Raw genomic sequence first — 12,418 nt, 5'->3', positions numbered from 1 at the left:
ATAACCCGATCCATCTGGAGGAACTATGGATCATCGTCTGCTTGAAATCATTGCCTGCCCGGTTTGCAACGGAAAACTTTGGTATAACCAAGAAAAACAAGAACTTATTTGCAAACTGGACAACCTGGCTTTCCCGCTGCGTGATGGCATTCCAGTGTTGCTGGAAACGGAAGCCCGCGTGCTGACTGCTGATGAGAGTAAATCATGAGTTTTGTGGTCATTATTCCCGCGCGCTACGCGTCAACGCGTCTGCCCGGTAAACCATTGGTTGATATTAATGGCAAACCCATGATTGTTCATGTTCTTGAACGTGCTCGCGAATCAGGTGCCGATCGCATCATCGTGGCAACCGATCATGAGGATGTCGCCCGCGCCGTTGAAGCCGCTGGCGGTGAAGTATGTATGACGCGCGCCGATCACCAGTCAGGGACAGAACGCCTGGCGGAAGTTGTCGAAAAATGCGCATTCAGCGACGACACGGTGATCGTTAATGTGCAGGGTGATGAACCGATGATCCCTGCGACAATCATTCGTCAGGTTGCTGATAACCTCGCTCAGCGTCAGGTGGGTATGGCGACTCTGGCGGTGCCAATCCACAATGCGGAAGAAGCGTTTAACCCGAATGCGGTGAAAGTGGTTCTCGACGCTGAAGGGTATGCACTGTACTTCTCTCGCGCCACCATTCCTTGGGATCGTGATCGTTTTGCAGAAGGCCTTGAAACCGTTGGCGATAACTTCCTGCGTCATCTTGGTATTTATGGCTACCGTGCAGGCTTTATCCGTCGTTACGTCAACTGGCAGGCAAGTCCGTTAGAACACATCGAAATGTTAGAGCAGCTTCGTGTTCTGTGGTACGGCGAAAAAATCCATGTTGCTGTTGCTCAGGAAGTTCCTGGCACAGGTGTGGATACCCCTGAAGATCTTGAGCGCGTTCGCGCTGAAATGCGCTAATTTCACTTCACGACACTTCAGCCAATTTTGGGAGGAGTGTCGTACCGTTACGATTTTCCTCAATTTTTCTTTTCAACAATTGATCTCATTCAGGTGACATCTTTTATATTGGCGCTCATTATGAAAGCAGTAGCTTTTATGAGGGTAATCTGAATGGAACAGCTGCGTGCCGAATTAAGCCATTTACTGGGCGAAAAACTCAGTCGTATTGAGTGCGTCAATGAAAAAGCGGATACGGCGTTGTGGGCTTTGTATGACAGCCAGGGAAACCCAATGCCGTTAATGGCAAGAAGCTTTAGTACGCCCGGAAAAGCCCGACAACTGGCATGGAAAACCACCATGCTGGCAAGAAGTGGGACTGTCCGTATGCCGACTATTTATGGTGTGATGACGCATGAAGAACACCCCGGCCCCGATGTCCTGCTACTGGAGCGGATGCGTGGTGTTTCGGTGGAGGCACCAGCCCGAACACCAGAACGCTGGGAACAACTCAAAGACCAAATCGTTGAAGCCTTACTGGCCTGGCACCGTCAGGACAGTCGCGGTTGCGTCGGCGCGGTCGACAATACTCAGGAAAATTTCTGGCCCTCATGGTACCGGCAACATGTTGAAGTGCTATGGACCACGCTCAATCAGTTCAATAACACCGGTCTGACGATGCAGGATAAGCGGATCCTGTTTCGCACTCGCGAATGTCTCCCGGCATTATTTGAAGGCTTTAACGACAATTGTGTGTTGATTCACGGTAACTTCTGTTTACGCAGCATGCTGAAAGATTCGCGCAGCGATCAGTTACTGGCGATGGTCGGGCCGGGACTAATGCTTTGGGCACCGCGAGAATACGAACTGTTCCGACTAATGGATAATTCTCTGGCGGAAGATTTGCTCTGGAGTTACCTGCAACGCGCGCCAGTGGCGGAGTCGTTCATCTGGCGGCGTTGGTTGTATGTGTTATGGGATGAAGTTGCGCAACTGGTTAATACCGGACGATTTAGTCGGCGCAACTTCGATCTGGCATCAAAATCACTCTTGCCGTGGCTCGCCTGACGGACCTTTCAGCCACTGCCAGATGCGGCCAAGCGTTTCATAGCCAACACGATCGCTATGCATCAGCCAGACCGGAGAAGGGATTGCCCGTTCCCACGGATTAAGCGGCGAGTCGATGGCCAACTGATTCGCCGGGGCTGGTAGCGGATTTAACCCTTCCTGCTGAAAAAAGATCATCGCCCGCGGCAGATGTGATGCGGAGGTCACCAGCAGGAAAGGGGCGTCACCAATCGCCTGTTTCACTGCCGCAGCTTCTTCTTCGGTATCTTTTGGCAAATCCAGGGTGATAATTTGCTCGCGCGGCACGCCCAGCGATTGCGCAACTCTGGCACCTACTTCCGCTGTACTCACCGTATTGGTTTTTGCTACGCCTCCCGTGAAGATCAGTTTTGATCCCGGATTTTCGCGCCATAAGCGAATACCTTCATTCAGGCGTGGCAGACTGTTATTGATTAAATTAGAGCTCGGTGCCCACTGCGGGTTCCAGGTATAACCACCTCCGAGCACCACGATATAGTCCACTTTTTGCGAATTATTCCATGTCGGATAGGTGCTTTCGATGGGACGCAGCAGGCGGTCGGCTACCGGTTGCAAACTCAATAACAAGAGTGCCAGCCACCCAATGCTAATAAAAATCTTCCCGGTTTTTTGAAAACGGCTAAACCACAGCAGCGCCAGGCCAGCGCCAATAATTAACAACATCAGCGGAAGTGGCAGCAACATATTGCCAATCACTTTTTTCAGTGTAAAAAGCATCCTTTCTGGTTCCTTTTTTAACCATATAGCAAGGGATCGCCAGCGATATTACACCAGACGGGTTCATTCTCGCCGTGGCTGTGACAAAATAGCGTCTTTATCAGAAAACGTCTTAGCCAACCGGTGGAGAAAGCAATGCAGGATCGCAATTTTGATGATATTGCGGAAAAGTTTTCCCGTAACATTTACGGCACCACCAAAGGGCAGCTTCGACAGGCTATTCTGTGGCAGGATCTCGATCGCGTGCTGGCGGAAATGGGCCCGCAAAAACTGCGTGTGCTGGATGCTGGCGGTGGAGAAGGGCAGACCGCAATCAAAATGGCCGAGCGTGGGCATCAGGTCATTTTATGCGATCTTTCTGCGCAGATGATCGACCGCGCAAAACAGGCGGCAGAAGCAAAAGGTGTGAGCGACAACATGCAATTTATACATTGCGCCGCTCAGGATGTTGCTTCGCATTTGGAAACGCCCGTTGATCTGATATTGTTCCATGCGGTGCTCGAGTGGGTGGCCGATCCCCGCAGTGTATTGCAGACCCTGTGGTCAGTGTTGCGTCCAGGCGGCGTGTTGTCGTTAATGTTCTACAATGCGCATGGTTTGTTGATGCATAACATGGTCGCCGGGAATTTTGATTACGTGCAGGCGGGAATGCCGAAAAAGAAAAAACGGACGCTTTCGCCAGATTATCCACGCGACCCGGCGCAGGTTTATCTGTGGCTGGAAGAAGCTGGTTGGCAAATTATGGGTAAGACAGGCGTTCGCGTGTTTCATGATTATCTGCGCGAGAAGCACCAGCAGCGCGACTGCTATGAAGCATTACTTGAATTAGAAACGCGTTATTGCCGTCAGGAACCGTATATTACCCTGGGGCGTTATATTCATGTCACCGCGCGCAAACCGCAGAGCAAGGATAAAGTATGAGTGAATTTTCCCAGACAGTCCCCGAACTGGTTGCCTGGGCCAGAAAAAATGACTTCTCCATCTCGCTGCCGGTAGACCGACTCTCTTTTCTGCTGGCGGTTGCCACGCTGAACGGCGAGCGTCTGGATGGTGAGATGAGTGAAGGCGAGCTGGTGGATGCATTCCGCCATGTGAGTGATGCGTTTGAGCAAACCAGCGAAACCATCGGCGTGCGCGCCAATAACGCGATCAACGACATGGTGCGTCAACGTCTGCTGAACCGCTTTACCAGCGAGCAGGCGGAAGGGAACGCAATTTACCGTCTGACGCCGCTCGGCATCGGCATCACTGACTATTACATTCGTCAGTGCGAGTTTTCTACGCTGCGCCTTTCTATGCAGTTGTCGATTGTGGCGGGTGAGCTCAAACGCGCAGCAGATGCCGCCGAAGAGGGCGGTGATGAATTTCACTGGCACCGTAATGTTTATGCTCCACTGAAATATTCGGTAGCAGAAATTTTCGACAGTATCGACCTGACGCAACGTCTGATGGATGAACAGCAGCAGCAGGTGAAGGATGATATCGCCCAGTTGCTGAACAAAGACTGGCGGGCGGCGATTTCCAGCTGTGAATTGTTGCTTTCGGAAACTTCCGGAACGCTGCGTGAATTGCAGGATACGCTGGAAGCGGCAGGCGACAAATTGCAGGCTAATCTGTTGCGCATTCAGGATGCGACGATGACCCATGACGATCTGCATTTCGTCGATCGTCTGGTGTTCGATCTGCAGAGCAAACTCGATCGTATTATCAGTTGGGGCCAGCAATCCATCGACTTGTGGATTGGCTACGACCGCCACGTACACAAATTTATTCGTACCGCGATCGATATGGATAAAAACCGCGTCTTTGCTCAGCGGTTACGTCAGTCGGTACAAACCTATTTTGATGAGCCGTGGGCGCTAACTTATGCCAATGCCGATCGTCTGCTGGATATGCGTGACGAAGAGATGGCACTGCGCGATGAAGAAGTGACTGGGGAACTTCCTGAGGATCTGGAATACGAAGAGTTTAACGAGATCCGCGAACAGCTGGCGGCGATCATCGAAGAACAACTTGCCGTGTACAAAACCAGACAAGTGCCGCTGGATCTTGGTCTGGTGGTACGCGAATATCTGTCACAGTATCCGCGTGCACGTCACTTTGACGTTGCGCGCATTGTTATTGATCAGGCGGTACGTCTTGGCGTAGCGCAAGCAGATTTCACCGGACTGCCAGCGAAATGGCAGCCGATTAATGATTACGGAGCCAAGGTACAGGCGCATGTCATCGACAAATATTGAACAAGTGATGCCGGTTAAGCTGGCGCAGGCGCTGGCGAATCCGTTATTTCCGGCGCTGGACAGCGCCTTACGTTCAGGCCGCCATATTGGCCTCGACGAACTGGATAATCATGCATTCCTGATGGATTTTCAGGAATATCTGGAAGAGTTTTACGCGCGTTATAACGTTGAGCTTATTCGCGCACCGGAAGGGTTCTTCTATTTACGCCCACGTTCCACCACTCTTATCCCGCGTTCCGTCTTGTCGGAACTGGATATGATGGTCGGGAAAATCCTCTGTTATCTCTATCTCAGCCCGGAACGGCTGGCGAATGAGGGGATTTTCACCCAGCAGGAACTGTACGACGAACTGCTCACCCTGGCCGATGAAGCAAAACTGCTGAAACTGGTGAACAACCGTTCAACCGGTTCAGACGTTGACCGTCAGAAGTTGCAGGAGAAAGTACGTTCTTCGCTCAACCGTCTGCGTCGTTTAGGCATGGTGTGGTTTATGGGCCACGACAGCAGCAAGTTTCGCATTACCGAATCGGTGTTCCGCTTCGGAGCCGATGTGCGTGCTGGCGACGATCCCCGTGAAGCACAGCGTCGCCTGATTCGTGATGGCGAAGCAATGCCGATTGAAAATCATCTGCAACTCAACGATGAAACCGAAGAGAATCAGCCAGATAGCGGAGAGGAAGAATAATGATTGAACGCGGTAAATTTCGCTCACTGACGCTGATTAACTGGAACGGCTTTTTTGCCCGAACTTTTGACCTTGACGAGCTGGTCACGACGCTTTCTGGCGGTAACGGGGCGGGTAAATCCACCACCATGGCGGCGTTCGTTACGGCGCTGATCCCCGACCTGACCCTGCTGCATTTCCGTAACACTACGGAAGCCGGGGCCACCAGCGGTTCGCGCGATAAAGGTCTGCACGGTAAGCTGAAAGCGGGTGTCTGTTATTCGATGCTCGACACCATTAACTCGCGCCACCAGCGCGTGGTGGTCGGTGTGCGTCTGCAACAGGTTGCCGGACGCGATCGTAAAGTGGATATCAAGCCGTTTGCCATTCAGGGACTGCCGATGTCGGTGCAGCCGACACAGCTGGTGACCGAAACCCTGAACGAACGCCAGGCGCGCGTGCTGCCGCTTAACGAGCTGAAAGACAAGCTCGAGGCGATGGAAGGCGTGCAGTTTAAACAGTTCAACTCCATTACTGATTACCACTCGCTGATGTTCGATCTGGGCATCATCGCGCGTCGTCTGCGCTCCGCATCTGACCGTAGCAAATTCTATCGTCTGATCGAAGCTTCGCTGTATGGCGGGATCTCCAGTGCCATTACCCGTTCTCTGCGCGACTACCTGTTGCCAGAAAACAGCGGCGTGCGTAAAGCGTTCCAGGACATGGAAGCGGCGCTGCGTGAAAACCGTATGACGCTGGAAGCGATTCGTGTCACCCAGTCGGACCGCGACCTGTTTAAGCATCTGATCAGCGAAGCCACCAACTACGTGGCGGCGGACTACATGCGTCACGCCAACGAGCGCCGTGTCCATCTCGACAAAGCCCTGGAGTTTCGTCGCGAGCTACATACTTCGCGTCAGCAACTGGCGGCTGAGCAGTACAAACACGTCGATATGGCGCGTGAGCTGGCAGAGCACAACGGTGCCGAAGGCGATCTGGAAGCGGATTATCAGGCGGCCAGTGATCACCTGAACCTGGTGCAAACCGCACTGCGTCAGCAGGAGAAGATCGAACGCTACGAAGCGGATCTCGATGAGCTGCAGATCCGTCTGGAAGAGCAAAATGAAGTGGTGGCAGAAGCCATCGAACGCCAGGAAGAGAATGAGGCTCGTGCGGAAGCTGCCGAACTGGAAGTGGACGAGCTGAAAAGCCAGCTTGCTGACTACCAGCAGGCGCTGGACGTCCAGCAAACGCGCGCGATCCAGTATAACCAGGCGATTGCTGCGCTTAATCGTGCCAAAGAACTGTGCCATCTGCCGGACTTAACCGCCGACTGCGCCGCCGAATGGCTGGAAACCTTCCAGGCGAAAGAGCTGGAAGCGACTGAAAAAATGCTCTCTCTTGAGCAGAAAATGAGCATGGCGCAAACCGCGCACAGCCAGTTTGAGCAGGCTTATCAGCTGGTGGTGGCAATCAACGGCCCGCTGGCGCGTAACGAGGCGTGGGATGTCGCTCGCGAACTATTGCGCGAAGGGGTCGATCAGCGTCACCTGGCAGAGCAGGTTCAACCGTTGCGGATGCGCTTAAGTGAACTGGAACAGCGTCTGCGCGAGCAGCAAGAAGCCGAACGCCTGCTGGCAGACTTCTGCAAACGTCAGGGCAAGAATTTTGATATTGATGAACTGGAAGCTCTGCATCAGGAGCTGGAAGCGCGCATTGCCTCTCTTTCCGATAGCGTGTCTAACGCCCGTGAAGAGCGCATGGCACTGCGCCAGGAACAGGAACAGCTGCAGTCTCGCATTCAGAGTTTGATGCAGCGTGCGCCGGTTTGGCTGGCAGCGCAAAACAGTCTCAACCAGTTGAGCGAGCAGTGCGGTGAAGAGTTTACCTCCAGCCAGGACGTCACCGAATATCTGCAACAGTTGCTGGAGCGTGAGCGAGAGGCGATTGTTGAACGCGATGAAGTGGGCGCGCGCAAAAACGCTGTCGATGAAGAGATCGAACGTTTAAGCCAGCCTGGCGGCTCTGAAGATCAGCGTCTGAACGCGCTGGCGGAGCGTTTTGGCGGCGTGCTGCTGTCAGAAATTTATGACGACGTTAGCCTGGAAGATGCGCCGTACTTCTCAGCGCTGTATGGCCCGTCACGCCACGCCATCGTGGTGCCAGATCTGTCACAGGTAACTGAACACCTGGAAGGCTTGACCGATTGCCCGGAAGATCTCTATTTGATCGAAGGGGATCCGCAGTCATTCGATGACAGCGTGTTCAGCGTTGATGAGCTGGAAAAAGCGGTAGTGGTGAAAATCGCCGATCGTCAGTGGCGTTATTCACGTTTCCCGGAAGTGCCGCTGTTTGGTCGTGCTGCGCGTGAAAGCCGTATTGAAAGCCTCCATGCCGAGCGTGAAGTGCTTTCCGAACGCTTCGCCACGCTCTCCTTTGATGTACAGAAAACTCAGCGTCTGCATCAGGCGTTCAGCCGCTTTATCGGCAGTCATCTGGCGGTTGCGTTTGAGTCTGACCCGGAAGCAGAAATCCGTCAACTGAACAGCCGTCGCGTCGAACTGGAGCGGGCGTTGAGTAATCATGAAAATGATAACCAGCAGCAGCGTATTCAGTTTGAGCAGGCGAAAGAAGGCGTTACGGCGCTGAACCGCATTCTGCCGCGTCTCAACCTGTTGGCTGATGACAGCCTGGCGGATCGCGTCGATGAAATCCGCGAACGTCTGGATGAAGCCCAGGAAGCCGCGCGTTTTGTTCAGCAGTTTGGCAATCAACTGGCGAAACTGGAACCGATCGTTTCGGTATTGCAGAGCAACCCGGAACAGTTCGAACAGCTAAAAGAAGATTACGCGTACTCTCAGCAGATGCAGCGCGATGCCCGTCAGCAGGCGTTTGCCCTGACGGAAGTGGTGCAGCGTCGTGCGCACTTTAGCTATTCTGACTCGGCAGAAATGCTGAGCGGTAATAGCGATCTCAACGAAAAGCTGCGTGAACGTCTGGAACAGGCGGAAGCGGAGCGTACTCGCGCTCGTGAAGCGTTGCGTGGTCACGCAGCGCAGTTGAGTCAGTACAACCAGGTGCTGGCTTCGCTGAAAAGTTCTTACGACACCAAAAAAGAGCTACTCAACGATCTGCAACGTGAATTGCAGGATATCGGCGTGCGCGCCGATAGCGGGGCAGAAGAGCGGGCGCGAATTCGCCGTGACGAGCTGCATGCGCAACTGAGTAATAACCGGTCCCGCCGCAACCAGCTGGAAAAAGCACTGACTTTCTGCGAAGCGGAGATGGACAATCTGACCCGCAAACTGCGCAAGCTGGAGCGGGATTACTTTGAGATGCGCGAGCAGGTAGTGACCGCCAAAGCGGGCTGGTGTGCAGTGATGCGCATGGTGAAAGATAACGGCGTTGAACGGCGCTTACACCGTCGCGAGCTGGCTTATCTCTCCGCTGATGATTTGCGCTCTATGTCGGATAAGGCATTGGGTGCGCTGCGTCTGGCGGTGGCGGATAACGAACATCTGCGCGACGTGCTGCGCATGTCGGAAGATCCAAAACGTCCGGAACGTAAAATTCAGTTCTTCGTGGCGGTTTATCAGCATCTGCGTGAACGTATTCGTCAGGATATTATTCGTACCGATGATCCGGTGGAAGCCATCGAGCAGATGGAAATCGAACTTAGCCGACTGACCGAGGAGTTAACCTCCCGCGAACAGAAACTGGCGATCAGTTCCCGCAGCGTGGCGAACATCATTCGCAAAACCATTCAGCGCGAGCAGAACCGTATCCGTATGCTCAACCAGGGGTTGCAGAACGTATCGTTTGGTCAGGTGAACAGCGTACGTCTGAACGTGAACGTGCGTGAAACGCACGCCATGCTGCTGGATGTGCTCTCTGAACAGCACGAGCAGCATCAGGATCTGTTTAACAGCAACCGTCTGACCTTCTCGGAAGCGCTGGCGAAATTGTATCAGCGTCTTAATCCGCAGATTGATATGGGGCAGCGCGCGCCGCAGACCATTGGCGAAGAACTGCTGGATTACCGCAACTATCTGGAAATGGAAGTTGAGGTTAACCGTGGTTCCGATGGCTGGTTGCGCGCAGAGTCTGGTGCATTGTCGACCGGTGAGGCGATTGGTACCGGTATGTCGATTCTGGTGATGGTGGTACAAAGCTGGGAAGATGAATCTCGCCGCCTGCGCGGTAAAGATATCTCTCCTTGCCGCCTGCTGTTCCTCGATGAAGCAGCGCGACTGGATGCTCGTTCTATCGCCACGCTGTTTGAATTGTGTGAACGTTTGCAAATGCAGCTCATCATCGCAGCGCCGGAAAATATCAGCCCGGAGAAAGGCACCACCTATAAACTGGTGCGTAAAGTCTTCCAGAATACCGAACACGTTCACGTCGTCGGCCTGCGAGGATTTGCGCCGCAACTCCCTGAAACGCTTCCAGGAAGTGACGAAGCGCCTTCTCAGGCGAGTTAAAATTAAGGCGGCAGCAATGCCGCCTTTTCTTTTTCCGAAAACTCCGTTTCTGCACTAAAAAAGTGGCACATTACGGCGCGCTTTTCTTTAAACTTCTTTACATTAGGTTATGTAAAAACGTATCGGCGTTTATATACTGAAGATAAGCCTGATGAGTAACAGGCTTGCTCGTCATACTTTCGTGAGTATTGGCGTTGTACAGGCAAGTCGTAAAATAACAGCCTGGCTATTCAGAGTATGATAAAAACAGGGGGCAAGGGATGTTGCTTAATATGATGTGTGGTCGTCGGCTGTCGGCAATCAGTTTGTGCCTGGCCGTAACATTCGCTCCACTGTTCAATGCGCAGGCCGATGAGCCTGAAGTAATCCCTGGCGACAGCCCGGTGGCTGTCAGTGAACAGGGCGAGGCACTGCCGCAGGCGCAAGCCACGGCAATAATGGCGGGGATCCAGCCATTGCCTGAAGGTGCGGCAGAAAAAGCCCGCACGCAAATCGAATCTCAATTACCCGCAGGTTACAAGCCGGTTTATCTTAACCAGCTTCAACTGTTGTATGCCGCACGCGATATGCAACCCATGTGGGAAAACCGTGATGCTGTTAAAGCCTTCCAGCAACAGCTGGCAGAGGTGGCGATTGCCGGTTTCCAGCCGCAGTTTAATAAATGGGTAGAGTTACTGACCGATCCTGGTGTTAACGGGATGGCACGCGACGTAGTGCTCTCTGATGCGATGATGGGCTATCTCCATTTCATTGCAAATATTCCGGTCAAAGGCACTCGCTGGCTATATAGCAGTAAACCTTATGCACTTGCAACGCCGCCGCTCTCGGTGATTAACCAATGGCAGCTGGCGCTGGATAAAGGTCAATTGCCTACGTTTGTTGCTGGACTGGCACCGCAGCATCCGCAATATGCGGCGATGCATGAATCGTTACTGGCCTTACTCAGTGACACCAAACCGTGGCCCCAACTGACCGGCAAAGCAACGTTGCGCCCAGGGCAGTGGAGTAACGACGTACCGGCGTTGCGCGAAATATTGCAACGCACAGGCATGTTGGACGGGGGGCCGAAAATTACTCTACCTGGCGATGACACGCCAACTGACGCGGTAGTCAGCCCATCCGCTGTTACTGTTGAAACAGCAGAAACTAAGCCGATGGACAAGCAAACGACATCTCGTAGTAAACCTGCGCCTGCCGTTCGCGCCGCCTACGATAATGAACTGGTGGAAGCCGTTAAACGTTTTCAGGCATGGCAAGGATTGGGGGCAGATGGTGCTATTGGCCCGGCAACACGTGACTGGTTAAACGTAACGCCCGCCCAGCGTGCTGGCGTGTTGGCTCTCAACATCCAGCGATTGCGCTTGCTGCCAACAGAGCTTTCTACCGGGATCATGGTTAACATTCCGGCCTATTCGCTGGTCTACTATCAGAACGGCAATCAGGTGCTGGATTCGCGAGTCATTGTCGGTCGCCCCGATCGCAAAACGCCGATGATGAGCAGTGCCCTTAACAACGTAGTGGTAAACCCGCCGTGGAACGTACCTCCAACTCTGGCACGCAAAGATATTCTGCCAAAAGTGCGCAACGATCCGGGATATCTCGAAAGCCATGGCTATACGGTGATGCGCGGCTGGAACAGCAGAGAAGCGATTGACCCATGGCAGGTTGACTGGTCTACAATCACGGCCTCGAATTTACCGTTCCGCTTCCAGCAGGCTCCAGGCCCACGGAACTCGCTGGGGCGCTATAAATTCAATATGCCGAGTTCAGAGGCCATTTATTTGCATGACACGCCGAACCACAATCTGTTCAAGCGTGATACACGCGCATTGAGCTCAGGCTGTGTACGAGTGAATAAAGCTTCCGATCTGGCGAATATGCTGTTGCAGGATGCAGGCTGGAATGACAAACGTATTTCTGATGCGCTGAAGCAGGGTGATACACGTTACGTCAATATTCGGCAGTCGATTCCGGTGAATCTCTACTACCTGACGGCCTTTGTTGGTGCAGATGGTCGTACCCAGTATCGTACAGATATTTACAATTATGATCTGCCTGCGCGATCCAGCTCGCAAATCGTATCGAAAGCGGAACAATTAATCAGGTAAATGAAGTAGTTCGGGGAAATCAGTTGTCGTAATAATTAGCATGATTGGGGGCGATTCTCTGCAGCCCCCGTCACTGCTGGGGTTGAGTCATCTTGACGTCTGCTTTACGGGCGGTTAAGGTGCCTCTTGTGCGCCAGAAGTGCATATAAACGATAACATTGACCTGTAGAC

9 protein-coding genes are annotated in these 12,418 nt (G+C 53.1%); 8 read left to right on the top strand and 1 reads right to left on the bottom strand.

The features are described 5' to 3' along the window. The first annotated feature begins 25 nt into the window (after positions 1–25). The 3 genes from ycaR (at position 26) to HGD79_RS06820 (ending at position 1,998) form a co-directional block, all read left to right on the top strand. Positions 26–208, top strand: coding sequence for a protein YcaR (gene ycaR / locus HGD79_RS06830; RefSeq protein WP_000350058.1), 183 nt, complete (start codon positions 26–28; stop codon positions 206–208). Continuing rightward, entirely contained in the window at positions 205–951 is a 747-nt protein-coding gene (kdsB, locus tag HGD79_RS06825; RefSeq protein WP_000011589.1) for a 3-deoxy-manno-octulosonate cytidylyltransferase, read from the top strand. Before ycaR ends, kdsB begins: the two co-directional genes overlap by 4 nt. A gap of 153 nt (positions 952–1,104) precedes the next feature. Beyond that, positions 1,105–1,998, top strand: a complete 894-nt coding sequence (locus tag HGD79_RS06820) for a YcbJ family phosphotransferase (RefSeq protein WP_000436922.1) — start codon at positions 1,105–1,107, stop codon at positions 1,996–1,998. Here HGD79_RS06820 and elyC read toward each other — a convergent pair. Then, positions 1,975–2,754, bottom strand: coding sequence for an envelope biogenesis factor ElyC (gene elyC, locus HGD79_RS06815; protein ID WP_000899599.1), 780 nt, complete (start codon positions 2,752–2,754; stop codon positions 1,975–1,977). The two genes, HGD79_RS06820 and elyC, sit on opposite strands and share 24 nt — an antisense overlap. Positions 2,755–2,889: 135 nt before the next feature. Between elyC and cmoM the strand changes: the two genes are divergently transcribed. From cmoM to ldtD, 5 genes are all read left to right on the top strand, one after another. Continuing rightward, positions 2,890–3,675 carry a tRNA uridine 5-oxyacetic acid(34) methyltransferase CmoM gene (cmoM, locus tag HGD79_RS06810; RefSeq protein ID WP_001298300.1) on the top strand — a complete coding sequence of 262 codons (786 nt, stop codon included), beginning with the start codon at positions 2,890–2,892 and terminating at the stop codon, positions 3,673–3,675. Then, positions 3,672–4,994, top strand: a complete 1,323-nt coding sequence (gene mukF / locus HGD79_RS06805) for a chromosome partition protein MukF (RefSeq protein ID WP_168848339.1) — start codon at positions 3,672–3,674, stop codon at positions 4,992–4,994. Before cmoM ends, mukF begins: the two co-directional genes overlap by 4 nt. Next, positions 4,975–5,679, top strand: a complete 705-nt coding sequence (gene mukE, locus HGD79_RS06800) for a chromosome partition protein MukE (protein ID WP_001295347.1) — start codon at positions 4,975–4,977, stop codon at positions 5,677–5,679. Before mukF ends, mukE begins: the two co-directional genes overlap by 20 nt. After that, the gene (gene mukB, locus HGD79_RS06795; RefSeq protein WP_096147291.1) at positions 5,679–10,139 is read left to right on the top strand and encodes a chromosome partition protein MukB; all 4,461 of its coding nucleotides are present in this window, start codon (positions 5,679–5,681) and stop codon (positions 10,137–10,139) included. The genes mukE and mukB overlap by 1 nt, the downstream gene beginning before the upstream one ends. A 260-nt stretch (positions 10,140–10,399) precedes the next feature. Beyond that, positions 10,400–12,247 carry a L,D-transpeptidase gene (ldtD, locus tag HGD79_RS06790; protein ID WP_000925997.1) on the top strand — a complete coding sequence of 616 codons (1,848 nt, stop codon included), beginning with the start codon at positions 10,400–10,402 and terminating at the stop codon, positions 12,245–12,247. Positions 12,248–12,418: the final 171 nt, after the last annotated feature.

The sequence above is a fragment of the Escherichia sp. SCLE84 genome (genome assembly GCF_012584495.1).
Classification (GTDB): Bacteria; Pseudomonadota; Gammaproteobacteria; order Enterobacterales; family Enterobacteriaceae; genus ECMA0423.
Note: the sequence above shows the minus strand (reverse complement) of the source record. Positions and strands in the feature narration are given on the sequence as shown.

Coding starts and splice junctions, on each gene's coding strand:
- ycaR (WP_000350058.1), top strand. CDS start 26: ATGGATCATCGTCTGCTTGAAATCATTGCCTGCCCGGTTTGCAACGGA.
- kdsB (WP_000011589.1), top strand. CDS start 205: ATGAGTTTTGTGGTCATTATTCCCGCGCGCTACGCGTCAACGCGTCTG.
- HGD79_RS06820 (WP_000436922.1), top strand. CDS start 1,105: ATGGAACAGCTGCGTGCCGAATTAAGCCATTTACTGGGCGAAAAACTC.
- elyC (WP_000899599.1), bottom strand. CDS start 2,754: ATGCTTTTTACACTGAAAAAAGTGATTGGCAATATGTTGCTGCCACTT.
- cmoM (WP_001298300.1), top strand. CDS start 2,890: ATGCAGGATCGCAATTTTGATGATATTGCGGAAAAGTTTTCCCGTAAC.
- mukF (WP_168848339.1), top strand. CDS start 3,672: ATGAGTGAATTTTCCCAGACAGTCCCCGAACTGGTTGCCTGGGCCAGA.
- mukE (WP_001295347.1), top strand. CDS start 4,975: ATGTCATCGACAAATATTGAACAAGTGATGCCGGTTAAGCTGGCGCAG.
- mukB (WP_096147291.1), top strand. CDS start 5,679: ATGATTGAACGCGGTAAATTTCGCTCACTGACGCTGATTAACTGGAAC.
- ldtD (WP_000925997.1), top strand. CDS start 10,400: ATGTTGCTTAATATGATGTGTGGTCGTCGGCTGTCGGCAATCAGTTTG.